At 73.0% G+C, this 26379-nt stretch carries 22 protein-coding genes and 1 tRNA gene; 13 read left to right on the top strand and 10 right to left on the bottom strand.

Annotation, left to right across the window (positions count from 1 at the left end):
* Positions 1–57: 57 nt before the first annotated feature.
* Complete coding sequence (locus tag ACZ6W9_RS21125; RefSeq protein WP_470119175.1) at positions 58–2079, top strand: nSTAND1 domain-containing NTPase; 2022 nt, start codon at positions 58–60, stop codon at positions 2077–2079.
* A 21-nt stretch (positions 2080–2100) separates the two neighbouring features.
* On the opposite strand, the gene ACZ6W9_RS21120 is transcribed toward ACZ6W9_RS21125, so the two are convergent.
* Together ACZ6W9_RS21120 and ACZ6W9_RS21115 are read right to left on the bottom strand one after the other, a co-directional pair.
* Complete coding sequence (locus ACZ6W9_RS21120; RefSeq protein WP_470119173.1) at positions 2101–2691, bottom strand: hypothetical protein; 591 nt, start codon at positions 2689–2691, stop codon at positions 2101–2103.
* Positions 2684–5035, bottom strand: coding sequence for an AfsR/SARP family transcriptional regulator (locus ACZ6W9_RS21115; RefSeq protein WP_470119171.1), 2352 nt, complete (start codon positions 5033–5035; stop codon positions 2684–2686). Before ACZ6W9_RS21115 ends, ACZ6W9_RS21120 begins: the two co-directional genes overlap by 8 nt.
* A 591-nt stretch (positions 5036–5626) precedes the next feature.
* On the opposite strand from ACZ6W9_RS21115, the gene ACZ6W9_RS21110 reads away from it, so the two are divergent.
* The 3 genes from ACZ6W9_RS21110 to ACZ6W9_RS21100 all read left to right on the top strand — a co-directional run bounded on the left by ACZ6W9_RS21110 (position 5627) and on the right by ACZ6W9_RS21100 (position 10293).
* Positions 5627–6925, top strand: coding sequence for a hypothetical protein (locus ACZ6W9_RS21110; protein ID WP_389966724.1), 1299 nt, complete (start codon positions 5627–5629; stop codon positions 6923–6925).
* A 12-nt stretch (positions 6926–6937) separates the two neighbouring features.
* Entirely contained in the window at positions 6938–9058 is a 2121-nt protein-coding gene (locus ACZ6W9_RS21105) for a tetratricopeptide repeat protein (protein ID WP_389966721.1), read from the top strand.
* 164 nt (positions 9059–9222) lie between these two features.
* The gene (locus ACZ6W9_RS21100; RefSeq protein WP_389966718.1) at positions 9223–10293 is read left to right on the top strand and encodes an alkene reductase; all 1071 of its coding nucleotides are present in this window, start codon (positions 9223–9225) and stop codon (positions 10291–10293) included.
* Positions 10294–10413: 120 nt separating this feature from the next.
* Here the strand turns inward: ACZ6W9_RS21100 and aspS are convergent, their stop codons facing one another.
* The 3 genes from aspS to ACZ6W9_RS21085 all read right to left on the bottom strand — a co-directional run bounded on the left by aspS (position 10414) and on the right by ACZ6W9_RS21085 (position 13294).
* The gene (aspS, locus tag ACZ6W9_RS21095; protein WP_389966715.1) at positions 10414–11700 is read right to left on the bottom strand and encodes an aspartate--tRNA(Asn) ligase; all 1287 of its coding nucleotides are present in this window, start codon (positions 11698–11700) and stop codon (positions 10414–10416) included.
* A gap of 563 nt (positions 11701–12263) precedes the next feature.
* Positions 12264–12337 (bottom strand) — tRNA-Pro (locus ACZ6W9_RS21090).
* A 33-nt stretch (positions 12338–12370) separates the two neighbouring features.
* Positions 12371–13294, bottom strand: coding sequence for a metallophosphoesterase (locus ACZ6W9_RS21085; protein WP_362941250.1), 924 nt, complete (start codon positions 13292–13294; stop codon positions 12371–12373).
* 80 nt (positions 13295–13374) lie between these two features.
* Between ACZ6W9_RS21085 and ACZ6W9_RS21080 the strand changes: the two genes are divergently transcribed.
* On the top strand, positions 13375–13830 hold the full coding sequence (locus ACZ6W9_RS21080; protein ID WP_362941247.1) for a GatB/YqeY domain-containing protein: 456 nt from the start codon (positions 13375–13377) through the stop codon (positions 13828–13830).
* A gap of 101 nt (positions 13831–13931) precedes the next feature.
* Here the strand turns inward: ACZ6W9_RS21080 and ACZ6W9_RS21075 are convergent, their stop codons facing one another.
* Positions 13932–16193 carry a transglycosylase domain-containing protein gene (locus ACZ6W9_RS21075; RefSeq protein ID WP_389966711.1) on the bottom strand — a complete coding sequence of 754 codons (2262 nt, stop codon included), beginning with the start codon at positions 16191–16193 and terminating at the stop codon, positions 13932–13934.
* A gap of 317 nt (positions 16194–16510) precedes the next feature.
* On the opposite strand from ACZ6W9_RS21075, the gene ACZ6W9_RS21070 reads away from it, so the two are divergent.
* Positions 16511–16807: a WhiB family transcriptional regulator gene (locus ACZ6W9_RS21070; protein ID WP_179820724.1), complete on the top strand. Its 297-nt coding sequence runs from the start codon at positions 16511–16513 to the stop codon at positions 16805–16807.
* Positions 16808–17000: 193 nt separating this feature from the next.
* Here ACZ6W9_RS21070 and bagB read toward each other — a convergent pair whose 3' ends face one another.
* Positions 17001–18149, bottom strand: a complete 1149-nt coding sequence (gene bagB, locus ACZ6W9_RS21065; protein ID WP_389966707.1) for an ATPase BagB — start codon at positions 18147–18149, stop codon at positions 17001–17003.
* Positions 18146–19150: an ATPase BagA gene (gene bagA / locus ACZ6W9_RS21060; RefSeq protein ID WP_389966704.1), complete on the bottom strand. Its 1005-nt coding sequence runs from the start codon at positions 19148–19150 to the stop codon at positions 18146–18148. The genes bagB and bagA overlap by 4 nt, the downstream gene beginning before the upstream one ends.
* 205 nt (positions 19151–19355) lie before the next feature.
* Here bagA and ACZ6W9_RS21055 point away from each other — a divergent pair, with 205 nt between their 5' ends.
* The 4 genes from ACZ6W9_RS21055 (at position 19356) to ACZ6W9_RS21040 (ending at position 21991) form a co-directional block, all read left to right on the top strand.
* A complete protein-coding gene (locus tag ACZ6W9_RS21055; protein ID WP_012887236.1) occupies positions 19356–19511 on the top strand; it encodes a DUF4177 domain-containing protein in 156 nt (51 codons plus the stop codon).
* Complete coding sequence (locus ACZ6W9_RS21050) at positions 19508–19966, top strand: RidA family protein (protein WP_389966701.1); 459 nt, start codon at positions 19508–19510, stop codon at positions 19964–19966. The genes ACZ6W9_RS21055 and ACZ6W9_RS21050 overlap by 4 nt, the downstream gene beginning before the upstream one ends.
* 125 nt (positions 19967–20091) lie before the next feature.
* On the top strand, positions 20092–21033 hold the full coding sequence (locus ACZ6W9_RS21045) for an NUDIX hydrolase (RefSeq protein ID WP_470119165.1): 942 nt from the start codon (positions 20092–20094) through the stop codon (positions 21031–21033).
* A gap of 160 nt (positions 21034–21193) precedes the next feature.
* Positions 21194–21991 carry an MBL fold metallo-hydrolase gene (locus ACZ6W9_RS21040; RefSeq protein WP_389966695.1) on the top strand — a complete coding sequence of 266 codons (798 nt, stop codon included), beginning with the start codon at positions 21194–21196 and terminating at the stop codon, positions 21989–21991.
* Positions 21992–22115: 124 nt separating this feature from the next.
* On the opposite strand, the gene ACZ6W9_RS21035 is transcribed toward ACZ6W9_RS21040, so the two are convergent.
* On the bottom strand, positions 22116–22796 hold the full coding sequence (locus ACZ6W9_RS21035) for a Crp/Fnr family transcriptional regulator (RefSeq protein ID WP_179820706.1): 681 nt from the start codon (positions 22794–22796) through the stop codon (positions 22116–22118).
* An 87-nt stretch (positions 22797–22883) separates the two neighbouring features.
* On the opposite strand from ACZ6W9_RS21035, the gene nth reads away from it, so the two are divergent.
* Both nth and ACZ6W9_RS21025 read left to right on the top strand, forming a co-directional pair.
* Complete coding sequence (nth, locus tag ACZ6W9_RS21030) at positions 22884–23603, top strand: endonuclease III (protein WP_362941226.1); 720 nt, start codon at positions 22884–22886, stop codon at positions 23601–23603.
* Positions 23604–23779: 176 nt separating this feature from the next.
* On the top strand, positions 23780–24421 hold the full coding sequence (locus ACZ6W9_RS21025) for an NUDIX hydrolase (protein WP_470119162.1): 642 nt from the start codon (positions 23780–23782) through the stop codon (positions 24419–24421).
* Here ACZ6W9_RS21025 and ACZ6W9_RS21020 read toward each other — a convergent pair.
* Positions 24371–25096, bottom strand: coding sequence for a HEAT repeat domain-containing protein (locus ACZ6W9_RS21020; protein ID WP_470119160.1), 726 nt, complete (start codon positions 25094–25096; stop codon positions 24371–24373). The genes ACZ6W9_RS21025 and ACZ6W9_RS21020 overlap by 51 nt on opposite strands.
* A 72-nt stretch (positions 25097–25168) precedes the next feature.
* Between ACZ6W9_RS21020 and ACZ6W9_RS21015 the strand changes: the two genes are divergently transcribed.
* The gene (locus ACZ6W9_RS21015) at positions 25169–26371 is read left to right on the top strand and encodes a MarP family serine protease (protein ID WP_362941217.1); all 1203 of its coding nucleotides are present in this window, start codon (positions 25169–25171) and stop codon (positions 26369–26371) included.
* Positions 26372–26379 lie beyond the last annotated feature (8 nt).

Here is a 26379-nt window from a genome sequence, read left to right as displayed (position 1 = left end):
AGTGGTTGTATTGCACCGGATGGGATCGATGTGACCGTTGAGACTCTGATCGATACCGTGGACCACGGTCCTTACATCGGCCTGCGCGCGTTCCGTACCGAGGAGAGCCGCCTGTTCTTCGGGCGGGAACGGGAGTCCCGGCAGGTCGCCGGGCTCTGGAAAGCCGACCGGCTGACCCTTCTCACCGGGGGACCGGGGGTCGGCAAGACCTCGCTGCTGAACGCTGGCGTCCGCCCGCTGCTGGCGCCGGAGCGGATGCGGATCCTCCCCCTCGGCCGCCTGACGTACGCATCCTCCTTCCCCATCGTGGCGCTGCCCGAGCACAACCCCTACGTCCTCGCACTGCTGGCGTCCTGGTTCCCCCACGAGTCGCCGGCTCGACTGGCCGCGACGACGATCTCCGGACACCTGCGCAGATACGAGGCGGTCACCGGCCGCTTCACCGCCTCGGGGCCGCTGATGGCCGCCATCGACCAGGCGGAGGAGCTGTTCAACGACCGCGAGGACCGGCGGCACGTCGGCGCGTTCGTCGGCGAGCTCGCCGCGGCTCTGGACGACCATCCGGGACTGCACCTGCTGCTCGCGGGCGGGGAGGAGTTCGCCGACCTCTTCGAGCCCTACCGCGCCCGGTTCGGGGCGGCCGCAGGCTCGGAGGTCGTCCTGGCGCCCCTGGACCGCGACGCGGCGACACGGGCGGTCCGCGGCCCTTCGGAGTCCCGGGGCCGTCCGTTCGCGCCCGGCGCGGCGGAGGAACTGGTCGACGACCTCCGCTCGGTGACGCTCCTCGACGACATAGGAAGACCGGTCGCCTCCCCGGCCGATGCGGTGTACCCGGCGCTGGTCCAGATGGCGTGCTCCTCGCTGTGGGAGACGTTCTCCGGCGCCGACGTCATCACCGGACCGCACCTGCGCCGGGAGGGCGGTGCCGAGCGGTTCCTCGGCGAAACCTGGCGGCGCGTCGTCTCCGGGGTCGCCACTGATCATGACCTGTACTCCGAACGGCTGCTCAACTGGCTGGGACGGGCGCTCACCGCCGGTCCCTCCGGACGCGCGCAGGTCGGCGAACGGGAGGCGGAGGCGTCCGGCGTGCCCGGCTCCGTGCTGCGGGCACTGGCCGCCCTCCATCTCCTCCGGTCCGAAGCGGGCGCGGCCGGTTCGCGGGAGTACACGCTGTACGACGACCGTCTCGCCGCGGTCGTCCGCGGACTCGCCGCCGGCGGCCCGGTTCCGGCGGTTCCTCCGGCGCCGACGTCCTCCGCGGCGTCGCTGCACGCCGCGGTCCAGGCCCTCGCCCGGGGGGAGACCGCGCTCGCGCGCGGGCATGTCCGCAGGATCGTGGAAGCCGGTGACGACGAGCTGCGCCCGCGTGCCGAGGCGTGGTCCCTGCTCGGCAACATCGCCTGCGAGGAGGGCGACCTGGAGGCGGCCGTCCGGTCCTACGACACGGCCACGACCATGTTCGAGGCCCTGGGGGACACCTCCGCGGTGGGACGGCTGCTGGCGGCGACCGGCCGGCTGCGCCTGCGGCAGGGGGACGGAGCTCTCGCCCTCACTCTGCTGCGCGCGGCCGTCGAGCGGGTGCCCAACGACCTGACGGTGCAGACCCAGCTCGGGCGGGCGCTCGGGGAGCTGGGCCGCTCGCGGGCCGCTGTGGCGGTGCTCAACGGGGTGCTGGCCGTCGACGGGAACACGCCGGACGCCCTGCGCGTACGCGGGGAGATCCTCGCCGACCTCGGCGAGGCCGAGGAGGCGCTGCGCGACCTGGACCGGGTGCCGCACCGCGCGGAACCCGTCACCCGGGCGGCCCGTGCCTTCGCGCTGGCCACGCTGCACGACTTCGGGGCCGCCGACGGCGAACTGGCCGCCGTGCTCGCCGACGCTCCACACGAGGGTTCCGTACTGCTGTACGGCGCGCGGGCACGGGCGGCGGAGGGAGACCGGGCCGGCGCCGCCGACCTCGCGGGCAGGGCGCTGACGGCCGCCGGCCCGCCGTTGCCGCCTCACCGGCGCGAGGTCGCTCTGGGACTGCTGGCGGCCTCGGAGCCGGACGAGCCGTACCGTGACGATCCGGGGCCATGACGGCGCGAAGCCGTACGGCGTTCACTCCGCCCGGCGCGTCACCTCTCCGCCCCGGCGTCGCTCCGCGCCGGGGTCCGGCGTGTTCCCCGTCTCCGGGCCGCCGGTCACCTCGCGCCTGGCGGCGAGTTGGAAGGCGGCGAGACGGGCGTCGAGGTCACGCAGGTCGGGAGCGCTCCTCATCTGGCCGCCCAGGCAGATGTCGTCCTGGAAGGCCAGGTCGATCGACTTCACCGCGGTGGCGGCGCTCCGGCCGGCCGACTCGGCCAGGGCCAGCGCGGCGGACGCCACCTCCTCGGGGGCCGTCAGCGACACCTGTGCGGCGTGCAGCCCCGTGGCCGTCGCGTGTTCCTGGACGGCGCCTAGCCTGACGTCCATGTCCCGCCAGTGACGCTGGGCCGCGATCTCGATCGTCATTTTAAGCTGTGCGGCTGATTCGGACAGGTTCGCGCACGCCCGCTGGAGCTCGTCGCACCGTCGGTCGCGCCGGTCGCGCTCCGCCTGGCGCCTTTCGCGCCGGGCGGAGGTTCCCTGGGTCAGCGCCACTCCTCCCAGAGCGCCCAGAAGCGTCCCTACCGTCGATATCACCGTCGTGACGACAGATGGGTCAGGCATAGGTAGATCGTGCCATCGGCGGGTCATTCTCCGCAGGCCCCTGCGGTTGTTCCGTTCCGCCCCGGGCCGTCACCAGAACCTCGTCCCCTTCCCGGCAGTGCTCGCGCCCCCGCCGCGCTTCGGCCAGCCCACGCAGCGCCACGCTCTCGCCGAGCCGGTCCCCGGACCGGCGGCAGGCCGCCAGGGCGACCCGGAGGGCCCGCTCCACACCGGTCCAGGACGACCGCAGCGCCGCGTCGTTCAGCATCGCGGCGGCCAGCTCCCAGCACAGCTCGTCCAGACCGCGGACCGACGCCTGCAGCACGGCGGCGACCAGGGATTCGCGCTCGCTCTCGAACCAGGCGAGGGGGTCGGCGAGCAGCTTCTCGCGGACCCGCGCCGGGGGCGGCCAGCGTGGCGCCCTGCCCCGTATCGGGGTGTACCGGGCCGACGGCAGACGCTCGTCGGCCTCCTGCGCCAGGGTGAGGAAGGTGGCGAGCGTGCGGATGACCACCACGTCGACGGCGGTGTCGCTCTCCTCCAGTACGGCCTGCTCGCGGGCGTAGCGGCGGACGAGTTCGTGGAACCGGTAGCGGGTCTGGCCGGCGGCGTCCGGCTCGGTGGTCTCCAGCATGCGGGCGTCGGTGAGGGAGTCGGCGAGCTCCTCCGCCGCCTCCTGGGACGTCTCCAGCGCCATCGCGATGGTCCACGGGGCGAAGGAGGGAAGGTCCAGGACGCCGAGGAGGCGGACGGCCCGCCGCGCCGCCTCGTCCAGCCGGTGGTAGCCGGCGGCGATGCCGGTTCTGACGTCCGGGTCACCGAGGGCGAGTTCGTCCAGGCCGTCGCGGTCCAGCCGCTCGGCGAACCGGGCGAGCGTCCAGTGCGTACGGCCGGCCAGCCGCGTCCCCGCCGCCCGCAGCGCCAGCGGCAGGCGCCCGCACAGCCGGGCCACCTCCGCGGCGGCCTCGGGTTCCGCGGCGACGCGCTCGCGGCCCAGGACGCTCGCCAGCATGTCCGCCGCCTCCCCCGGCTCCAGCGGTTCCAGCTCGAAGCGGGCGGCGCCCGGCCAGCCGGGCAGCCGGGAACGGCTGGTCACGATGACCGAGCAGGTGGGTGAGCCGGGCAGCAACGGCCTGGCCTGCGCGTGGTCGGCGACGTCGTCGAGCACCACGAGCATCCGGCGGCCGGCGAGCCGGCTGCGATAAAGGTCGATCCGCTCCTCCAGGTCGTGGGGGACGGCGGACGCGTGGACGCCGAGGGCGCGCAGGAACCGGGCCAGCACCCGTGACGGGTCCGCGGGGCACGTGCCGGAGCCCTGCATGTCGGCGTGGAGCTGGCCGTCCGGGAACGCCTCGCCCAGCCGGTGGGCCACGTGCAGGGCCGTTGCGGTCTTGCCCACGCCGCCCTGCCCGGTGACGAGCGCCACGGCGACGGACCCGGTGCCGCGGGAGGTCAACGCCCCGCGGAGCCGGCCGACCGTCTTCTCCCGCCCGGTGAAGTCGGCGACGTCGGGAGGGAGGAGGGACGGGCGGAACGTTCCACCGGAGGGGGCGGGCTCATAGGACTCGTAGAGCTCGTAGGGCTCGCGGGGTTCGTAGGAGGAGGCCGGGCCCGTCTCCTGCCGCAGCACCTGAAGGTGCGCCGCGCGCAGCTGCGGGCCGGGATCGATGCCGAGTTCGTCCGCCAGCCTCCTGCGGGTCGCCTCGTACTCGGCCAGCGCCTCGGCCTGCGCCCCGGCTCCCGCGAGGGCGAGCACGAGCCAGGAGTGCACCGCCTCGTTCAGCGGCTCGGCCGCCGCGACGGCCCGCAGCTGCGGGATGACCTCGCAGGTCAGACCGGTCTGGAGGGCGAACTTGGCCGCCTCCAGCAGGACGTCCACGCGTTCCTGGTCGGCCGCGCGGACCCAGGGGTGCCCCCGGACCGCGTGACCGAGGTCGGACAGGCACGGACCCTGCCAGAGCTGCAGGGCGCGCAGCAACAGCTCCAGGGTCTCCCTGGGGGAGCCGGCCCGTCCGGCCCGCGCCACCGCCGTCCGGAAGCGGACCAGGTCGGTGTCGCACCGGTCGAGCCGGATCGCGTACGCGGGTCCCAGGCCGGCGAGCCAGGAGGCGCCGGACCGGGCCACGTGGGACGGATCGACGCGGCGGCGCAGCCGTCCCACGTAGGTCTGGACGAGGTTGACCACGGAGTCCGGGACTCCCTCGCTCCACACGGCGTCGATGATCTCCTGGCGGTGGACGGGCGTCCCCGCCTTCAGCAGCAGCAGAGCGAGAACGGTCCGTTGTTTGTCCGAGCTGATCGCAACCTCGGTATCCCCGCGCCATACCCGTAGTGAACCGAGCAGGCTGAACCGTATGTTCGCCATTTCTCTCCTGAAAAAGCCCACGGTCAGTGCCGGAAATCTGGAGAATCATATGTTTTGACGGAAAGTAAGGCGAGATTGTGATGTGTCCAATCCCGGCCATCACCGCTGTCACTTACTCCCCTTTCCGGTCGCCGGGGGACCGCCCCGCCGCAGGACCGCGCCGGGTCCACTGGCGATTCACTGACGGTTCACTGGCCGCGCCGCCCGCCCGTGCGCGCGCCGGGTTCAGTGCCGCGGCGACACCGCTCCAGCGGCGGCGGCCATCGTTGGCAACGACCTTCGGACCTCGGGAGGAGGTGCACGATGAAGAAGATCAAGATCCGTAAGGCCGGCCCGGTCCGCCTGACCGCCGCCGCCTGCTCGATCTACAAGAACGTGAGCTGACGTCGGCTCCCGGCGGTGCGCCGGGTACGGCACGCCCGCACCCGGCGCTCCGCCCCACGCCGCGGAAAGCCACCGCCGCGGAAAGCCACCGCCGCGGAAAGCCACCGCCGTGGAAAGCCACCGCCGCGGGACCCACCGCTCGTGGTCCCGCTCGTCGCACGACCTCGTCCACCACCCTCGCGCGACACCACCTGGGAGGGCTGCCCGTTGACCGACGCAGAGGCCGTGACCGGCGGCCCCGCGACCCGCCACGACCCCGACCGGCCGCTCCCGCTGCATCCCCTGGTCTACCTGGAGGACGGGGAGGAGGTGACGGTCGGCCGTCCGGACACCGACTCCTACGCGATCTTCCCGGTGGACGGAGCCGAACTGCTGCGCAGACTCCAGGAGGGACTCCCCCCGCGCGCGGCGGCCGCCTGGTACGCCGAGCGCTACCACGAGGACCCCGACATCGACGACCTGGTCGCGGCGCTCGGCGAACTCGGCTTCATCCGCGAGCCCGGAGAGCCCGGTGGGACCGGCGCGTCCGGCGACCCCGGCGAGCAGACCGGCGCGGCGGGCGGGCCGTACGCTCCCGACCGGCCGGTCCGCTGGCGGCGGCTCGGCGCGGCCCTCTTCTCCGTCCCCGCCTGGATCTGCTACGCGGCCGTCGTCGCGTGGGCGGTGGTCGCGATGGCGCGCCGGCCCGACCTGGTGCCGAGCTACCGCAACGTCTTCTTCACCGAGTACTACACCGTCATCCAGGCGGCGCTGTTCGTCGTGGCCATCCCGCAGCTGCTGCTGCACGAGAGCTTCCACGCGCTCGCCGGACGGCGGCTGGGTCTGCGCTCCAGCCTGCGGATCTCCCGCAGGTTCTACTTCGTCGTGCTGGAGACGTCGCTGGACGGGCTGGTCGCGGTGCCCCGGCGGAAACGGTACCTGCCGATCGTGGCCGGGATGCTGGCGGACGTGGTCGTGATGGCGGTCCTGACGATCACGGCCGACCTCACCAGGCAGCCGGGGGGCGCGCTCTCCTTCGCCGGGCGGTTCTGCCTGGCGTTCGCCTTCGCCGTGCTGCTCCGGATCCTCTGGCAGTTCTCCCTCTACCTCCGCACCGACCTCTACGTCCTCGTCTCCACCGCGCTGGGCTGCGTCGACCTGCACACCACGGCCCGGCAGATGCTGGCCAACCGGATGAACCGGCTGCTCGGCCGGCGCGACCGGCTCGTCGAGGAGTCCGACTGGCACCCCGTCGACCGGCGCGTCGCCCGGTGGTACTCCTGGCTGATCGTCGCCGGCTACACGGTGAGCCTGACCACGTTCCTCGTCGCGGTCGCCCCGATCGTCTACGAGATGTTCACCGGGATCCTCGGCCGGTTCACCGGCCACGGCGCGTCCTGGCCGGAGCTGCTGGACTCGCTCGTCTTCTGCGGATTCATCCTCGCGCAGCTCGTCGTTCTCGCCTGGGTGGCGGCCCGGGAGCGATACCGCGACCGGAGACAGCGGCTCGAACACGTCATCACCTGAAAGGGACGCACCATGGGTAACCACCACTGGATCCGGGCCGCCCGGCGCCGCGACCGCGACCTGCTGCGGGAAGGACTCGGCCTGCCGCCGGTGCTGATGGTGCTCGACGCCCACCGGCGGCTGCGCGGGCCGTACACGGCGGCCGGCACGCTGATGCGGGCGATCGCGCCGCAGGCGCTGGAACGCCGGCCCGAGCTGGGGCCCGCCCACAACATCGAGATCCTGACCAGCACCCCGGAGCTGGCCCACCTGGTGCCGCCCGCCTGGACCTCGCTGGAGTGGCAGGCCGGCAAGGGGGAGCGCACCCGCTTCTACTCCCGGCTGCACACCCTGAACATCGCCAACGGCCTGGCCGAGCTGCTGCGCGACCACCTGGAGGCGCTGGGCGGAGGGCCCCGCACCCTCGTCTTCGAGAACGTGCACCACGCCGACCCGACCGACCAGGAGCTCGTCGCCGTGCTGCTGCGCCGCGGGGACCTGGACGGGCTGACCGTCGTCGTCGGCACCGGGCCCGAGCCTGTCCCCGACCCGCCGGGGGAGGTCACGATCTCCCTGGCGCGTGTCCTCGCCCGCCACGCCGTACCGGTGGACGCCCCCGCCGTTCCGGAGGCCGGACCGGAGACCGCTGACGGGCCGGCTGCCGCGCGAGCCTACGTCGAGGGCGACTGCACCGGCGACGATCCCCGGCTGCTCGCCGCCTACGAGGCGCTGCCCGCCGCCGAACGCGCGCGGCTGCACGACGAGCGGGCGGCGGCGCTGGCCGGCCGGGGCGAGTTCTCCCTGTCGCTGGGCGCGATCCCGTACCACGCCGAGCACGGCACCGACCCGTCCGGCACCGGCCTCGCCGCCCTGCGACTGGCGATGGACCACTGCCGGGGCATCGGCCTCTACCAGGCCGCGGCCGACCTGGGCCTGCGCGGCAGGGCGCTGGTGGACCGGTCGACGCAGGAGGAGCTGTGGTGGCACTTCACCAACGCCACCAGCACCACGCTCGCCTCCCTCGGCCGGGCCGACGAGGCGATGACCATCTACGACGAGGCGCGGGCGGTCAGCGCCGACCCCATCGTCCACATGGAGCTGGCCTACAGCACCGCCATGCTGTACGCCCGGCACTATCCCGAGCCGCGGCGCGACTACCAGCGGGCGCGGATGTGGATGAACATGTCCATCGCGATCGCCTCGCTGGTGGAGGACCCGAAGAAGCGGGCCTTCCACTCGGTGTTCGGCCACAACGGTCTCGCGCTGGTCGAGGTGCGCCAGAAGCGGGCGGACGAGGCGCTGCGGATGCTGGAGGACGGCATGGCCCGGCTGGACCGGGAGCTGGAACCCGGCGAGCACGCCCTGCACCGCGCGGTGCTGCGCTACAACCGCGCCCAGGTCCTCGGCATGATGGGCAGGCTGGAGGAGTCGCTGAGCGACTACCTCGAGGTCGTCGAACTCGACCCCGACTTCCCCGAGCACCACTTCAACGTCGGCAACATCCTGCGGCGGCTCGGCCGCGACGAGGAGGCGATCGCCGCCTACGAGCGCGCGCTGCGCCTGTCGCCGCCGTTCCCCGAGGCGTACTACAACCTCGGCGACGCCCGCCTCGAACTCGGCGACGTGCGCGGGGCGCTGGCCGACTTCGGCTACACCATCGAACTCGACCCCGCCCACCTCGACGCCCGGGTGAACCGCGCCGGGCTGCTGTGCGACCTGGGCGAGACCGACGCCGCCTGGCGGGACGTCACCGAGGGGCTGGAGCTCGCGCCGGACAACGCCCACCTGCTGTGCCTGAAGGGGCGGCTGCTCGCCGAGCGGGACGACCCCGCCGCGGCCCGCGAGGCGCTGTCGGCCGCGATCGGACGCGACGATCGGCTCGCCGAGGCGTGGGCGCTGCGCGGCGAGCTCGCCTACGCGGCCGGGGACCTCACCGGGGCCGCCCACGACCTGGACCGGGCGGTCGAGCTGGGCGGCACGCCCGAGATGCGGTTCAACCGGGCCGTCGTCCACCAGGAGTCGGGCCGCTACGCCGAGGCCGTCGCCGACTACGAGCTCGTGCTGGCCGCGACCGGCGACGAGGACAGCCGGGAACGGCTGGACGCCTGCCGGGCGGCGCTGGGCGAACCCGCCACGGCCGACGTGCCGGCCTGAGCCGGCGCGCCCGGCTCAGGCCGACCTGCCGGTCTGAGCCGGGCACGCCGGTTCGGGAACGCCCCGCGGCCGCTGCGCCGGCCCGGCAACGATCCGGTGCGCCGGCCCGGGAACGACCTACGACCGGCGTGGGCCGCAAGAACGATCCGCGGAAGGGACGCACCATGCCAGACCTGTTCGAGCCCGCGCGGCTGGGACGGCTCCGCCTGCCCAACCGGCTGGTGATGTCACCGATGACCCGCAGCCGCGCCGACCACCGCGGGGTGCCCGCGGCGGAGACGGCCGTGTACTACGCGCAGCGGGCCACCGCGGGGTTGATCATCTCCGAGGGAGCCCAGCCCAGCCCGGCCGGGCAGGGGCACCCGGGAACCCCGGGCCTGCACACCGCCGAGCAGGCCGGGGCGTGGCAGGAGGTGACCGGCGCGGTGCACGCGGCCGGCGGCCGGATCTTCGCCCAGCTCATGCACGCGGGCCGCATCGGCCACGAGAGCGTCAACGGGCTGCGGCCCGTGGCGCCGTCGCCGGTGCGGGCCGCCGGGCGGATCTTCACCCTCGACGGGCACCGGGACCTGCCCGTCCCCCGGGAGCTGAGCACCGCCGAGACGCGGGCGACGATCGGCGACTTCGCCCGCGCCGCCCGGCTGGCCGTCGACGCCGGGTTCGACGGGGTCGAGCTGCACGGCGGCAACGGCTACCTGATCCACCAGTTCCTCGCCCCGGGCACCAACCGCCGCGGTGACCTCTACGGACGCGACCGCCTCCGCTTCGCCGTCGAGCTCGCCGCGGCCGTGGCGGAAGCGGTCGGCGGGGACCGGGTGGGGCTGCGCGTCACCCCGGGCGACCCGCACAACGACATCGCCGAGGACGACATCGAACTGGTCTACCCGGCGCTGGCCGCCGCCCTCGCCCCGCTCGGCCTGGCGTACTTCCACCTCGCGGGCGTCGCGCCCGGCACACCGCTCGCCGCCCGGATCCGGGCGGCCTGGCCCGGCGCCCTGGTGGTGGCGCCGCGGTCGGGAGGAGAGTTCCCCGGTGACGGCGGCCGGGCCGCCGCCGAGGAGTGGCTCGCCGCCGGGGCCGACCTCATCGCCTTCGGCCGGGCCTTCCTGGCGAATCCCGACCTGGTGGAACGGCTGCGCACCGGCGCGCCGCTGAACCGCCCCGACCCCGCGACCTACTACGGCGGCGGCCGGCACGGCTACACCGACTACTCCTTCGCCTCCTCCCGCCGCTGACCTCACCGCGACGCCCACCCGCGGCCGGCCGTACGGTTCCGGACGTGCCGGCCGTACGCTCCCGCCGTGAACCGTGTGGACCGGCCGATCCGTCGAGCACGGGCCGGCCGGTCCACGGTGTCACGGGCTGAGGCGGTGCAGGTCGCGGGGGAACAGGGTGGTCTGGCGGACGTTGGCGGCGCCCGTCAGGCGGGAGGTCCACCGTTCCAGGCCGATGGCGAAGCCGCCGTGCGGCGGCATGCCGTGGGCGAACGCCGCGAGGTACCCCTCGTACGCCTCCGGGTCCTCGCCCCGGGCGGCGAGCGCGGCCAGGTAGTCGGCGTGCCGGTGCAGCCGCTGGCCGCCCGTCACCAGCTCCAGCCCCCGGAACAGCAGGTCGAAGCTGCGTGAGCGCTCCGGCGCGGTCGGGTCGGGGTGGGTGTAGAAGGGCCGCTTGACCATCGGGTAGCCCGTGACGAACAGGAACTCCGAGCCGTGCTCGCGCAGCGCCCACTCGCCGAGCCACCGCTCGTGCGCCGGGGCCAGGTCGGGCTCGCCGCGGGGGTCCTCCCCGGTGTGCCGGGCGAGGAGCTCCTGCGCCTCGGCGAAGTCGATCGCGGGGATCTCCTCCGGGACCTTCGGCGTCTCGATCCCCAGCAGGGCGACGGCGGCCCCGGCGCGTTCGGCGACGGCCGCGTGCATGCCGCCGAGCGCGAGGGTGAGCACCGCCATGACGTCGCGGTGGTCGCGGACGAAGCCCAGTTCGGCGTCCAGGCTCGTGTACTGCGCCAGGTGCCGGGCGGTGTCGTGCGGCTCGGCCCGGAAGACCGGCCCGACCTCGTAGACCCGCTCGAACACCCCGACAAGGGCCTGCTTGAAGAACTGCGGCGACTGGGCCAGGAAGGCGGGCCGGCCGAAGTAGTCGATGCCGAAGACGTTCGCGCCCGACTCCGTCGCCGAGGCCACGATCTTCGGGGTGGACGTCTCGACGAACCCGAGCCCGTCCAGGACGGCCCGGAACCCGGCGACCCCGGCGGCGGCGATCTCGAACGGCGCCCGCAGCCGGGGATGCCGCAGCGCCGCCGGCGCGTGGTCGAGGACCGTGGGCAGCGTGCCGGAGACGACGGGCCGGTACAGGTCGAACGGCGGCGGCTCGACCGGCTCGGAGAGCACGTCGATCACCGGGTCGGCCAGCTCGGCCCCGCCGGGGGCCTGCGGGTTGGCGGAGACGGTCCCGGTGACCTCGACGACGGTCTCCTCGGCCAGGTGGACCGGCTCGCGCAGCACGACCTGCGCGAGACCGGAGCGGTCCCTGACCACCAGGAACGACACGGACTTCAGCTCGCGGCGGCGATGCAGCCAGCCGGCGATCCGTACGGTGCGGCCGACGTGCGCGGGCAGGTCGGCGGCGAGGATACGAGAGATCATCACACTCCTCGTGGAATATGAGCGGATCCCTTGGGAGTGCGGGGGAGAAGGGTGCTCCCGGTGCCACCGCACTTTCGCCGCCGCCTGGGCGGCGGCCTCATCGCGGCCCGATCACGGGGGCCGGCCGGCGGGGCATGGGGCGGGTGCGCCGTTCCTCCCCGCACTCGGGAGGGTCTTCGCCCCGGGGCGCGGGACCGCCTTCGCAGCTGCCGGCGGCTCTCTGACCCGCGTGATCCCGGGACTACTCGTCTCCGTCATCGCGTTGCGGCCAGTCTAACGCGATCACCGCCGGGGAGCGGTGCCCGCTTCATGCCGCCGGGGACGGAAGTCCGTGGTCCGGACGAACGGCCTGACCGAAAGCATGGCGTCGGCCGGTATGCGGTTCTCGTCGGACAGGAGGCTCACGGCGTCGATCACCGTGGATGAAACGGCGGTGTCGATTCCGCAGGCCGTGAGACGCCGGGACCGGGCATTCGAGCGGGACGCGGTGGGACGCGGTGAAACGACCAGGGGCCCGATCGCTGTCTCCAGCGATCGGGCCCCTGGTGTCGGGAATCCAAGCGTCGGGGTGACAGGATTTGAACCTGCGACCTCTTCGTCCCGAACGAAGCGCGCTACCAAGCTGCGCTACACCCCGGTGCACGACGGGCTTGCTCGTGCTTGAGAAAGTCTAGCGGACTTCGCGGGTGCTTGCGTCATTCCGGCGTCGCGGTACCAGGGTCAGCAGACTCGCCTCGGGGAAGCAGGCGAACCGCGCCGGAGCGTAGGGGCTGGTGCCCAGGCCGGCCGAGACGTGGAGGAACGCCGAGTCGTGACGGCTCAGGCCCTTGACCCGGGCGCGGTCGATGCCGCAGTTGGTGACCAGCGCGCCGTAGAACGGGACGCAGAGCTGGCCGCCGTGGGTGTGGCCGGCCAGCAGCAGTTGGTAGCCGTCGGCGGCGAAGCGGGTCATGTTGCGCGGCTCGGGGGAGTGCATCACGCCCAGTCGGAGGTCCGCCTCCTCGGGCGCGGGCCCGGCGATCAGGTCGTAACGGTCGCGGTTGATGTGGGAGTCGTGGATGCCGCCCACGGCCACGTCGAGATCGCCCACCTTGAGGCGGGCCGTGGTGTTGTTCATGTCCAGCCAGCCCTCGGCGGACATGGCCGCGCCCAGCTCCTCCCAGGGAAGCGAGGGGATCTTCTGGACGTGGTCGCCCTTGGAGGTGCGCCACAGGTAGCGGGCCGGGTTCTTGGGGCGCGGCGCGTACATGTCGTTGGAGCCGTAGACGAACAGGCCCGGACGGGTCAGCAGCGGCTCCAGGGCCTCCATCAGCGGGCCGACGGCGTCGGGGTGGGCGATGGAGTCGCCGGTGTTGACCACCAGGTCGGGCTGGAGCTCGCCCAGCGAGCGGACCCAGTTGATCAGCATTCGCCTGCGCGGGGTGAGGTGCAGGTCGGACAGGTGCAGGATCCGCACCGGACGCCGGCCGGGCGGCAGCACTGGCACGTCGAACCGCCGTAGGCGGAACGCGTTGCGCTCGACGACCGAGGCGTAGGCGAGGCCGGTAAGGCCGACGCCGAGCAGGGACAGGGGCACCGCGGCTGCTTTCCTCACACCCTCATCATGCCCGACACCCGGCACCCTGGGAGAAACCCTGGATACACCGGGACCGGTGAGACGGCAAGATGGACCGCATGAGCACATTGAAGGACAAGCTGAAGGCCGACCTCACGGCCGCGATGAAGGGCCGCGACGAGGTCCGCACCCGGACCATCCGCATGGCCCTGGCGGCCGTGAACGTCGAGGAGGTGGCCGGCAAGACGGCGCGCGAGCTCTCCGACGACGAGATCGTCAAGGTGCTGACCAAGGAGGCCAAGAAGCGCCGGGAGGCGGCGGAGGCGTTCAGCGGCGCGGGCCGCGCCGAGCAGGCGCAGGCCGAGCTGGACGAGCAGGCGGTGCTGGAGGAGTACCTCCCCGCCCAGCTCTCCGACGACGAGATCGCCGGGCTGGTGGACGAGGCCATCGCCGAGACCGGCGCCTCCGGGCCCAGGGAGATGGGCCAGGTCATGAAGGTCCTGAACCCCAAGGTCGCGGGGCGGGCCGAGGGCGGCCGGGTGGCGCAGATCGTGCGGACCCGCCTGAGCGCCTAAGCCCGCTCCGGAGAACACCGGGAGCCCTCCCGCGATGCGGGGAGGGCTCCGACGGTCCGGCCGCCGGTCCCTGGAAGGACCGGCGGGGCGTCCACGGGTTCCTAGCGGGTGCCCTCGTTGACGACGCCGCCGTTACCCCGGCCCCGGCCCCGTCCGTTGCCCCGGCCGAAGCCGGGCCCGAAGGTGCCGCCGTCGTTGACGACCGTGTTGTCGCCGCCGTCGTCGCCGAAGTCGCCGCCGACGTCACCCGGCTTCTTCGGCGGCGGCTTGGGCGCGCAGTTGCCGGAGCAGCCGCCGAAGCGGTCCATGTTGACCGAGTGGAAGGAGGTCGGGTCGACGCCCTTCAGCGCGCCGGGCATGGACAGCTTCCAGATCTTCCCGGAGATGGTGGCGCCGTAGACGTAGCCGTAGTAGCGGCCGCCGATCGTCACGCCCGTCAGGTCGTGGGTGAAGGCGCCGCGCGGGTCGCCGAGGCTGACCGCGGAGGCGAGGTCGGGGGTGAACCCGGCGAACCAGGCGGCGGTGTAGGCGTCGGTGGTGCCGGTCTTGCCCGCCGCCGGCCGGCCGATGCCGCCGATCTCGCTCATCGTGCCCTTGGTGAACACCCCGGACATGATGTGGGTGGCCGCGTCGGCGACCTCCTCGTCGAGGACCTCCTCGCACTTCGGCTTGTACGGCGTGGCCTTGCCGTAGCGGTCGCGGATCTCGGTGATGGCCATCGGCTCGCAGTAGGTGCCGCGGGCCGCGATGGTCGCGTAGGCGGCGGAGACCGTCACCGGGTCCATCTCGTTGACGCCGAGGGTGAAGGTCTCGACCTCGCGCAGCGGGCCGCCGTCGGACCGCTGGATGCCGAGCTTCTTGGCCGTCTTGACGACGTTGCAGAGGCCGACCTTCTCCTCCAGCTTCATGAAGAAGGTGTTCACCGAGCCCAGCGTGCCGGTGGTCAGCGACTTGAAGCCGCCGCCGCCCTCGCTGGAGTTGAAGACGTCATGAGTGGGCTCGCCGACCGCGTTGCCCTTGCAGTCGCGGAACGCGCCGTGGCTGGGGGCGTTGTAGGACTTGCCGGTGGTGTTGCCGTCGTTGAGCTTCATCCCCTGGTCGAGCGCGGTGAGCAGGGTGAAGGCCTTGAACGTCGAGCCCGCCTGGAAGCCGATGCCGCCGCCGTGCTGGGCGTCGGCGGCGAAGTTGATGCTGCTCTCGTTCTTCTTCTTGCTCGTGCCGAACTTCCGGCTGGAGGCCATCGCCCTGATGGCGCCGGTGCCGGGGACGACCATCGCCTGCGAGGCGACCGGCTTGTCGCTCGCGTGGACCATCTGCTTGATGGCCTTCTCCGAGGACTTCTGCGCCTGCGGGTCGAGCGTCGTCTTGATCGTCAGGCCGCCGCGCTGGAGCAGCTTCTCGCGCGCCTCGGGGGACTTGCCGAACAGCTTGTTGTGGCGGATCTCCTCGCGCACGTAGACGCAGAAGTAGGGGTACTTGCTGGTCTCGCAGCCGCCCGGGGCCGAGACGTCCTTGAACCCGAGCTTCTTGGCCTTGGCCTCGTCGGCCTCCTGCTTCGTGATCTTGCCGAGCTCGTACATGCGGTTCAGGACGGTGTTGCGCCGCTCCAGCAGCTTCTGCTGGCGGGCCTTCCAGGGCTTGGAGGACTCGCCCTGGTGCCGGGCCGGGTCGGTGCCGTTGGGGTCCTGTACGGCGCCGGCCAGCGTGGCGGCCTGCCACAGTTCCAGCTTGGACGCCGGCTTGCCGAAGAACCGCTTGGCCGCCGCCTGGATGCCGTGGGCGCCGGCGCCGAAGTAGGAGATGTTGAGATATTTCTCCAGGATCTCCGACTTGGTGTACTTCTCCTCGACCGCCAGGGCGTAGCGCAGCTCGTTGAGTTTCCGGGAGATGGTCGGCGCGATCGCGGCCTGCTTCTCCTCGGGGGTCTCGGCGCTGTTGAAGAGCACCTGCTTGACGTACTGCTGGGTGATCGAGGAGCCGCCCTGCGTGGAGCTGCCGCCCGCGTTCCGCACCGCCGCGCGCATGGTGCCCTCGATGTCGATGGCGCCGTGCTCGTAGAACCGGAAGTCCTCGATCGAGATGATCGCGGTCTTCATGACGTCGGCGATCTCGTCGAGCTTCACCGACTCGCGGTTCTCGTAGTAGAACTGCGCGAACGGCTTGCCGTCGGCGTCCAGCAGGACGGTCTTCTCCGGCAGCGGGGGTTCCTTGAGCGCCTCAGGGCGTAGGTGCAGCTCCTCTGTGACGGAGTTCACGCCGAGTCCCGCGCCCCCGACCGCCGGGAACGCGACGCCGGCCGCCAGAAGACCCGCGGCGGCGCCCGCGGCGACCAGCCGCAGAACCTTTCCGACCGCGCCTATCACCGTTACATGATCTTTGCCCTGAGCTTGCACACGTCAAGAGTACGTCGGACGGATGTCCCAAACGGTAACGGATCGCCAATCAGACTTGACCCGGTCATGTATCGAGTCAGGCGACGGCCGCGCACCGAGTCAGGTGACTAGTCATTCCCGGCCACGTGGCCGCTGATGACCATGCGGGAAATTGGTCCCGCCGGGGTCTGTCGGCTCGAACGTCTGATTGCGTACGTTCTCTTTCTGCGGCAACTGAATACGGAGGCCCGACGCCCGCGCCCGTCGGCCCCAAGTCACGACTGACCACCTAAGGGGAGTGGGGTCGAATGTGGATCACGGATTGGACCTCCCGTGCGGCCTGTAAGGGTGCGGATCCTGACGCGTTGTTCGTTCAGGGCGCTGCCCAGAACCGGGCGAAGCTGATCTGCCGGGGATGCCCGGTCCGTACCGAGTGCCTCGCCGATGCACTGGACAACCGCATCGAGTTCGGGGTGTGGGGCGGGATGACCGAGCGCGAGCGCCGCGCGTTGCTGCGCCGGCGACCTGACGTCGACTCCTGGCGCGATCTGCTGGAGATGGCCAAGGAGGAGTACGAGCGGACGAACGAGCTGATCGCCGGCTGACGTCCGTTCCGATCACGTATGTACGGCCGGCGCCTCGGCGCCGGCCGTATCCGCGTGTTCCGGGGCGTGTTCCGGGGGAGGCCCCGAGGCGTCACCGGACGGCCGGGAGCCCGCCGGCCTGAAGGCCTCCGGGGCACTGACCGGGGCGCCACCGGGCGGCCGGGACCGGGGCACCGCGGCCGGGACCGGTGCGCTACTGGGCTGCCAGGAGCTTGCCGATCTGGCGGAGACCCTCCAGATCGTGCACGTCCTCCCACATGGCCGGCACCTCCGCGACGGGCACCGTCGGGTGGGCGGTGACGAAGTGCTCGCGCTCGCGGTGCTCGCGGGCGGCGAGCTGCATCCGGCCGGCGTGCAGCCGGAGCACGGCGGCGGCCAGATCGTGCCCGCCCCGCGACTCCAGCTCCTCGGCGGCGGCGGCGCTGCGCGCGGCCGACAGGCCCTCAGCGGGCGAGCGGTGCACCCGGTTGATCACGACGCCCGCCAGGGGCATCCGCTCCTCGGCGAGCCGTTCCACGAAGTACGACGCCTCACGCATCGCGTCGCGCTCGGGCGCGGCCACGACGACGAACGCGGTCCCGGGGGCCTGCAACAGCCGGTAGGTCTGCTCGGCGCGCGCCCGGAAGCCGCCGAAGACGGCGTCCAGCGCGGAGACGAACGTCTGCAGGTCCTTGAGCACCTGCGCGCCCAGCAGCTTGGTCATGGCCCCGGCGATCAGGCCGAAGCCCGCGTTGAACAGCTTGAACGCGCTCCGCCCGCCCGCCTTGGCGGGGGCGGTCAGCACGCGGATCAGCCGGCCGTCCAGGAAGCGGCCGAGCCGTTCCGGCGCGTCCAGGAAGTCGAGCGCGGACCGCGACGGCGGGGTGTCCACGATGATGAGGTCCCACTCACCCGACCGGCGCAGCTGGCCGAGCTTCTCCATCGCCATGTACTCCTGGGTGCCGGAGAAGCTGGACGACAGCGACTGGTAGAAGGGGTTCGTCAGGATCTGCCGGGCCCGCTCCGGGTCGGCGTGGGCCTCGATGATCTCGTCGAAGGTCCGCTTCATGTCGAGCATCATGGCGTGCAGCGTGCCGTCGCCCGCCACGTCCTCGACCGGCCGCGGGACGTTGTCCAGCTCGGTGAGGCCCATCGACTGCGCGAGCCGCCGCGCCGGATCGACGGTGAGCACGACGGCCGCCCGGCCGCGCTCGGCCGCGCGCAGCCCCAGCGCGGCCGCGGTGGTGGTCTTGCCGACGCCGCCGGAGCCGCAGCAGACGATGATCCGGGTGTCCGGGTCGTCGACGATCGCGTCGAGGTCGAGGACCGGGACGTCCCGGTGCCCGCCGGGTCGCTCGCTCATGCTGCTCCCTGGTTGCGGATCGATTCGGCCAGCTCGTACAGCCCGGCGAGGTCGACCCCGTCGGCCAGCAACGGCAGCTCGTAGCGGGGGCGGCCGGACGCGTTGAGCGACTCCCGCTCCCGCTGCTCCAGCCCGGTGCGGTGGGCGTGCTCGACGATCTCCTCGGCGAGCGCCTCGGCCACCGCGGCGGCGTCGGAGGTGCCGTCGGCGAGCCCCGCGGCCTTGAGACCGAGCGCCAGCTCGGCCGGGTCGAACCGGCCGCCGGCCGCGGCGTCCAGCACGGAGGCGGGGAGCAGCGACTCCCTGACCATGTTCGTGAAGATCCCGCCGGGCGGGAGCCCGGCGGCGGTCAGCTCGGCGAGCCCGTCGAGGGTCTCCTGGACCGGCATCTCCTCCAGGAGCGTGACGAAGTGCACGGCGGTCTCCGGGGAGGCCACCACGCCGTTCACCAGGTCGGCGTGGTTCTTGATGGGGCCGACCCTGGCCAGGCCCGCCACCTCGTTGGTGACGTTGAGGAAGCGGGTGATCCGCCCGGTCGGGGGCGCGTCGAGCACGACCGCGTCGTAGACGCGCCTGCCGTCCTTGTTCTTGCGGCGGACCGCCTCGGTGGTCTTGCCGGTCACCAGGACGTCGCGGAAGCCGGGGGCGACGGTGGTGGCGAAGTCGACGATGCCCATCTTGGTCAGGGCCTTGCCCGCCCGGCGCATGCCGTAGAACATCTCGAGGTAGTCGAGCATGGCCTCTTCGGGATCGACGGCCAGGGCGTGGACGTCCCCGCCCCCCGGCGCGACGGCGACCCGCCGCTCCTCGTACGGCAGCGGCGGCAGGTCGAAGACCTGCGCGATGCCCTGCCGGCCCTCGACCTCGACCAGCAGGACCTTGCGTCCGCCCGCGGCGAGGGCAAGGGCGAGCGCGGCGGCCACCGTGGTCTTGCCGGTGCCGCCCTTCCCGGTGACGACGTGGAGGCGTACGCCGTCCCAGTCGGTGTCGCGAGCTCTCACGTCTCGAAGGCTACCCAACCGTCACCTCACGATTCGCCCGGACCGTCCTGCTCCGGGACCCATCACGGTGATCCCGATCACTTCCGCGGCGCGCGGCCGGCCGTACGGCCCCGAAACGGGGACGGACCAGGGGCGGAACGGGCGCGCGATCGCGGGGCGGCGTAGGGCGGACGCCGGCCGGGCCCGCCTCGCTAATGTGTCCCCCATGACGAAATGGGAGTACTCGACGGTGCCACTGCTGGTCCACGCGACCAAGCAGATCCTCGACAACTGGGGCCAGGACGGCTGGGAGCTCGTCCAGGTCGTGCCGGGGCCGAACCCCGAGCAGCTGGTCGCCTACCTGAAGCGGCCCAAGCAGTGACGCCGCAGCAGAGGCTGGACGAGCTGGGCATCGCGCTGCCGGAGGTCGCGGCGCCGCTGGCGTCCTACGTCCCGGCCGTCCGGACGGGCAACCACGTCTACACCTCGGGCCAGCTCCCGATGGTGGACGGCGGGCTCGTGGCGACGGGCAAGGTCGGCGAGAAGCTGACCGCGGAGGAGGCCGCCGGCCTCGCCGGGATCTGCGCGCTGAACGCTCTGGCCGCCGCGGCGTCGGCGGCGGGCGGCGTGGACAACATCGTGCGGATCGTCAAGGTCGTCGGCTTCGTGGCCAGCGCCCCCGACTTCACCGGGCAGCCGCAGGTGATCAACGGCGCGAGCGACCTGCTCGGCAGGGTGTTCGCCGAGACCGGCGGGCACGCCCGCAGCGCGGTGGGCGTGGCGGTCCTCCCGCTGGACGCGCCGGTGGAGGTCGAGCTGATCGCCGAGGTCCGCTGACGGCGGCTCGCCGGTGGCCGGGCCGGTCCCGGCCCGGCCGCCGGGGCCGGCCGCGATTGTCCGGAGCGGCGGACCTGCCACATGATGGTCACCGAGACCGACTGTTGTTCTGGTGGAGGATCTGAATGGGCGGGTTCCCGCTTTCCGGCGCGGACGGCGAGCGCGCGCGCGACATCCTGGCCGGGCGGGCGCGGCCCGTTCCGGCCCGGGACGCCGCCACCGTGGTCCTGCTGCGCGAGGGCACCGCGAACGCCGAGGGCGTTGAGAGCGCCGGGGACGTTGAGAGCGCTGGGGGCGCGGGAGACTCCGGGAGCGCCGGAGGCATCGACGCCGGGGGGTCCGGGCACGGGGGCGTGGAGGTCTACCTGCTCCGGCGCACGGCCGCGATGGCCTTCGCGGCGGGCGCCTACGTCTTCCCCGGCGGGTCGGTGGACCCCCGGGACGCCGACCACGCGGTCGCATGGGCCGGGCCGTCGCCCGCCGAGTGGGGCGAGGTCTTCGGGGCGGACGAGAAGCTCGCCCGCGGCCTGGTGTGCGCCGCGGTGCGCGAGACGTTCGAGGAGTCGGGCGTCCTGCTCGCCGGCTCGTCCCCGACGTCCGTCGTTGCCGACACCACCGGCGACAACTGGGAGGCCGACCGGCTGGCCCTGATCGACCGGAGCCTGTCGTTCGCCGACTTCCTCGCCGGGCGCGGACTGGTCCTCCGCTCCGACCTGCTGCGGCCCTGGGGCCACTGGATCACCCCGGTGGTCGAGCCCCGGCGCTTCGACACCCGCTTCTTCGTCGCCGCCCTCCCCTCGGGCCAGCGCACCCGCGACGTCGGCGGCGAGGCCGACCAGGTGACCTGGGCCCGGCCCGCCGACGCGCTCGCCGGGGCCAGGGACGGGCGGATCCTCCTGATGCCCCCGACCTACCGCACGCTCGGCGAGCTCGCCGGGTACGCGACCGTGGCCGACGTGCTCGCCGTACGGCGGGAGATCGTCACGCTCATGCCGGAGGTCGCCGAGGTGGACGGGGAGCTGTGCCTGGTGCTCGACGGCGAGTACTTCAGGCAGGGCCGCCGGTGAGCGCGGGCGCACTTCAGGCCGGACCCCCGGTGAGCGCGGGCGCGCGAGGGGTCACGGCGAGCGGGGCGCCCGGAGGACCGGAGACCGCCCGGCGGTCCGGGGGCATGCGGCGGTCCGGGGGCATGCGGCGGTCCGGGGACGTGCGGCGGGAGGAGAGGGTGTGAGCGGGCTGCGGATACCCCTGGGCGGGCCGGACGGCTCCGGCACGGCCCACACCCTGGCGCTGCTGGCGCCCAACCCGTCCCCGATGACGCTGGACGGCACGAACACGTGGGTGATCGGCCGTGAGGACGTGGAGGAGGACGTGCTCGTCGTCGATCCCGGGCCGGACGACGAGGCGCATCTCGCGCGGGTCGCCGCCCGCCTGGCCGGGCGCAGGGTGGCGGCGATCCTGCTGACCCACGGTCACGACGACCACAGCGGCGGCGCACGGAGGTTCGCCGGGCTGGTGGGCGCGCCGGTCAGGGCGCTGGACCCCCGGCACCGTCTCGGCGACGAGGGCCTCGCCGACGGCGACGTGGTCACCGCCGGCGACCTGGAGCTGCACGTCGTCGGCACCCCCGGCCACTCGTTCGACTCGCTGTGCTTCTGGCTGCCGGAGGACCGGGCGATGCTGACCGGCGACACCGTCCTCGGCCGGGGCACCACCGTGATCGCCCCGGACGGCGACCTGGCCGACTACCTGCGGTCGCTGGACCGGCTGCGGGCGACGGCCGAACGGGCCGGGGCCGAGGCCCTGCTGCCCGGTCACGGTCCGGTGCTGGCCGATCCGGTCGGCGCGCTGGACGGCTACGTCGCGCACCGCAGGCGGCGGCTGGACCAGATCCGGGCGGCCCGCGCCCGGGGCGCGGCGACGCCGCGGGAGATCGTCGAGATCGTCTACGCGGACGTCGACCCGTCGCTCTGGCCGGCCGCCGAGATGTCGGTCCGCGCCCAGCTCGGCTACCTGGAGGGCTGACCGCGCCGTGGCCCGCCCGCCCGTACGGCCGGCCGGCCGGGCCGGCCGCGTGGGCCCGGTCGGCCACGTGGTCCGGCCGGTCGTGGGAACGCCGTGGGAACGGTCCCAACGGTCCCGGCGGGTCCTACCGGGAGCGGTTGTGCAGGCGCTCCAGATCGAGGATGACCACGGCCTTGGCCTCGATCCGCAGCCAGCCGCGCTGGGCGAAGTCGGCGAGGGCCTTGTTCACCGTCTCCCGGGACGCGCCGACGAGCTGGGCCAGCTCCTCCTGGGTGAGGTCGTGGTGGACGCGGATGCCGTCGTCGATCCGCTGGCCGAAGCGGTCGGCCAGGTCGAGCAGCGCCTTGGCGACCCGCCCCGGGACGTCGGTGAAGACCAGGTCGGCCAGCACGTCGTTGGTGCGGCGCAGCCGCTGGGCCAGCGCCCGCAGCAGGTGCAGGGCGACCTCGGGACGGCCCGTCAGCCAGGGACGCAGGTCGTCGTGCCCGAGCCCGGCCAGCCGGACGTCGGTCAGGGCGATGGCGGAGGCGGTGCGGGGACGGGGGTCGAACAGCGACAGCTCGCCGAACATCTCACCCGGGCCGAGCACGCTCAGCAGGTTCTCCCGGCCGTCCGGCGCGGTCCTGGACAGCTTGATCTTGCCTTCGAGCACCACGTAGAGGCGGTCGCCCGTCTCGTTCTCGCTGAAGAGCGTCTGCCCCTTGGACAGGGTGACCTCGGAGATGCTCGTGCGCAGCGCCGCGGCGCTCTCACGGTCGAGCGCCGCGAACAGAGGTGCCTTGCCCAGCACGTCGTCGGTGTTCACAGTGCCTCCTGTTTCACGGCTCACGCAGTCATTGTGACGTATCCCACCGCGCGGTCCCAAAGGGGGCCGTACGCGTAGGCTGTCGGGGTGGCCCGCAACATCATCCCCGCTGGTGAGACCCGGCTCGCCCTGGTCCGTCGTGCCCGGCGAATGGACCGGATCCTGGCGGAGACCTACCCCGACGCGCACTGTGAACTCGACTTCCGCGACCCGCTCGAACTGCTGGTCGCGACGATCCTGTCCGCGCAGTGCACCGACAAAAGGGTCAATCTAGTCACTCCAGCTCTTTTTATGAAATATAGAACAGCGGAGGACTACGCCGCCGCCGACCGGGCCGAGCTGGAGGAGCTGATCCGGTCCACCGGCTTCTTCCGCGCCAAGGCCGCCAGCATCGTCGGCATGGCCCAGGCCGTCTGCGAGCGTCACGGCGGCGAGGTCCCCCGCAGGCTCGCCGACCTCGTCAAGCTGCCCGGCGTGGGCCGCAAGACGGCGAACGTCGTGCTGGGCAACGCGTACGGTGTCCCCGGCATCACCGTGGACACCCACTTCCAGCGCCTGGCCGGCCGGTTCGGCTGGACCACGGAGACCGACCCGGTGAAGATCGAGAAGGTCGTGGGGGAGCTGATCCCCAGACGCGATTGGACGATGGCGTCCCACCGCATGATCTGGCACGGCCGCCGCATGTGCCACGCGCGTAAACCCGCCTGCGGCGTCTGCCCGCTCGCCGCCCTCTGCCCCTCGTACGGCATCGGCCCGGTCGATCCCGTCCAGGCCGGGAAACTGGTGCGGCCCGGACCGTTCTCCTGATCCGGCCGCCCGGCCCTCCCGCGGACGGGCCGGAGAGGCGGGCGGGCCGGAGAGGATCATGGAACCCGCGCGCCCTCGGCCCCCGCAGCCCCGGCTTCCGCGAACCCTCCGGAAGCGGCGGGACCCGGGAAGCAACCGGCCGGGCCGAGGTGTTGCAGAAGATCGGAGGTGTACCCGTGGAAGTTCCCGGATGGTTGGAAACCCTCGCCAGAAGAGTCGCCAAGGCGCCGGTTCCCCCGATGCTGCGCCCGCCCGCCTCCGGAGGGCGCGCCGCCGCGGTGCTGCTGCTGTTCGGTGAGGGCCCTCTCGGCCCCGACGTGCTGCTGATCCAGCGCAGCCGGCGCGGGCGTCTGCACGCGGGCCAGCCCGCGTTCCCCGGCGGCGGGGTCGATCCCGTCGACGGCGGCCCGGTCGCCGCCGCGCTGCGCGAGGCGCGGGAGGAGACCGGCCTCGACCCGGCGGGGGTGCACGTCGTCGGCACGATGCCGGAGCTGTACGTCTCGCACAGCCACAACCGGGTGACCCCGGTGCTGGGCTGGTGGCACACCCCGTGCGCGGTCCACGCGGCCTCGCCCGACGAGGTGGAGTCGGTGGAGCGGGTCCCGGTGGCCGAGCTGGTCGACCCGGTCAACCGCCTCCGGTTGCGCCACCCGAGCGGCTACAGCGGCCCGGCGTTCCGGGTGCGGGGGCTGCTGGTGTGGGGCTTCACCGCCGGAGTGCTCGACGGCGTGCTCGCCGGATCGGGATTCGAGCGGCCCTGGGACCGCTCACGGGTCGAGGACATCCCCCCGGACGTCGTCAACCTCGCCACCCGCTGACGGCCGCCCGCCGTCCCCGCCGTCTGACGGCCGCCCGGCGCGGGCCCCGCCATCGCCTGGCGACCGTCCGCCGGTCCCGCCGCCTGACGGCCGCGCGCTCTCCTCGCCGGCGGTCGCCGGCCGCCCGTCACCGGTCGCGGCGGCCGGCCGGACGCCGTCGATCGCGCCGCCCGTCGACAGCGCCAGGCCCAGGCAGGCCCACTCGGCCACGTCGTCGTCGGGGTCGGCGGCCAGCCGCCGCAGCGCCGCGAGGCCCGTGGGGTCCGGCGGTCTGCCCACGATGTTCGGCAGCGCGTAGGCCGCGCCGTACCGCACCCTCGGGTCGGGATGCTCGCTCAGGCGGATCACCGACGGCAGCGCGCGGCGGTCGTGGAGATGGCCGAAGGCGATCAGCACCGAGTACAGGACCGTCCGGTCCTCCTCGCGGGCGGCCAGCGCGCGCAGGATGGGCAGGCCGCGGTCGTTGAGGCCCAGACGGCCGAGGATGTCGGCCCCGAGCGTCCGCTCGGCCACCGTCCCGCCGTCGCACAGCCGCCGCGCCGCGGCGAGGGTCTCCAGGTCGTGCCGCTCGCCCAGCAGCCCGATCACGTGCCAGCGGACCTCGCCGTCCTCCTGGTCCCGCAGCGCGGTCTCTATGAGAGCCGCCACGGGCGCCGACCCCCCGATCGTTGCCATACGGCCACGATAACGGGCCGCACGTCACCGAAGGAGTGCACGCGCGGGCCGGTCGGTGGATACCGTAAAGGGGTGAGTGGTGATCTCCTCGACCTTATCCTGATCGCACTGATGGTGGCCTTCGCGGTGTCGGGATACCGGCAGGGGTTCATCATCGGGGCGCTGAGCTTCGTCGGATTCGTCGGCGGAGGGCTGCTGGGCATGTTCATCGCCCCGCCGATCGCGGCCGCCGTGGTCGACGGGGAGACCGAGCGGGCGCTGCTCGCCATCGTCATCGTGTTCCTCAGCGCGACCATCGGGCAGTTCGCCTCCTCGACGATCGGCGCGGTGGTCCGCAGCCACGTCACCTGGGAGCCCGCGAAGGTCGTCGACGCGGTGGGCGGCACCTTCGCCAGCGCGTTCTCGGTGCTGGTCACCGCCTGGCTGATCGGATCGCTGCTGGCCTCCTCGCAGTTCACGCTGCTCAGCGAGCAGGTCAACAAGTCGCTGCTGATCAGCACCGTCGACCAGGCGCTGCCCACCGCGGCGAAGGACTTCCAGAAGCCGTTCAAGAGCTTCATCGACACCTCCGGCTTCCCCAAGGTCTTCGACGCCATAGGGGCGGGCCAGTTCGTCGAGGTGCCGCCGCCCGACCAGGGCGTGCTGAAGGGATCGCAGCTCTCGCGGGCCCGCCGGGGCATCGTCAAGGTCCAGGGCATCGCCACGAGCTGCCGCAGGCACATCGAGGGCACCGGCTTCGTCTACTCCCAGAACCGGATCATGACCAACGCCCACGTGGTCGCGGGCGTCGACCAGGGCCTGCAGGTCACCGACTACCTCAACAACGTCCACGACGCCAGGGTCGTGCTCTACAACCCCGACCGGGACATCGCGATCCTCTACGTCCCCGGCCTGAACCTCCCGGTCCTGCGCTTCGACGGCGGCGCCGAGAAGGGAGACGACGCGATCGTCGCGGGCTTCCCGCACGGCCACGGCTTCACACCCAACGTCGCCCGCATCCGGGGCCAGCAGAAGGCGAAGGGGCCTGACATCTACGACCGCAAGACGGTCTTCCGCGACGTCTACGCGATCCGCGGCCTGGTACGGCAGGGCAACTCCGGCGGGCCGCTGCTCTCCCCCGAGGGCAAGGTCTACGGCGTCGTCTTCGCCGCGGCCCTCGACCAGCGCGAGACGGGATACGTCCTCACCGCCGCCGAGGTCACGCCGGACGCCCAGGACGGCTCGCGGCTGGTCAACCGGGTCAGCACCCAGGAGTGCGACCAGAGCGGCGGCTGACCGGCCCT

Source organism: Streptosporangium sp. NPDC053982, from assembly GCF_055585205.1.
The sequence above is the reverse complement of the archived record's forward strand: the minus strand, read 5'-3'. Positions and strand labels throughout refer to the sequence as shown.

Coding starts and splice junctions, on each gene's coding strand:
- ACZ6W9_RS21020 (WP_470119160.1), bottom strand. CDS start 25,096: ATGGCAACGATCGGGGGGTCGGCGCCCGTGGCGGCTCTCATAGAGACC.
- aspS (WP_389966715.1), bottom strand. CDS start 11,700: ATGATCTCTCGTATCCTCGCCGCCGACCTGCCCGCGCACGTCGGCCGC.
- ACZ6W9_RS21045 (WP_470119165.1), top strand. CDS start 20,092: ATGGGCGGGTTCCCGCTTTCCGGCGCGGACGGCGAGCGCGCGCGCGAC.
- ACZ6W9_RS21115 (WP_470119171.1), bottom strand. CDS start 5,035: ATGGCGAACATACGGTTCAGCCTGCTCGGTTCACTACGGGTATGGCGC.
- ACZ6W9_RS21105 (WP_389966721.1), top strand. CDS start 6,938: ATGGGTAACCACCACTGGATCCGGGCCGCCCGGCGCCGCGACCGCGAC.
- bagB (WP_389966707.1), bottom strand. CDS start 18,149: ATGAGCGAGCGACCCGGCGGGCACCGGGACGTCCCGGTCCTCGACCTC.
- ACZ6W9_RS21070 (WP_179820724.1), top strand. CDS start 16,511: ATGTGGATCACGGATTGGACCTCCCGTGCGGCCTGTAAGGGTGCGGAT.
- ACZ6W9_RS21080 (WP_362941247.1), top strand. CDS start 13,375: ATGAGCACATTGAAGGACAAGCTGAAGGCCGACCTCACGGCCGCGATG.
- ACZ6W9_RS21120 (WP_470119173.1), bottom strand. CDS start 2,691: ATGCCTGACCCATCTGTCGTCACGACGGTGATATCGACGGTAGGGACG.
- ACZ6W9_RS21055 (WP_012887236.1), top strand. CDS start 19,356: ATGACGAAATGGGAGTACTCGACGGTGCCACTGCTGGTCCACGCGACC.
- ACZ6W9_RS21100 (WP_389966718.1), top strand. CDS start 9,223: ATGCCAGACCTGTTCGAGCCCGCGCGGCTGGGACGGCTCCGCCTGCCC.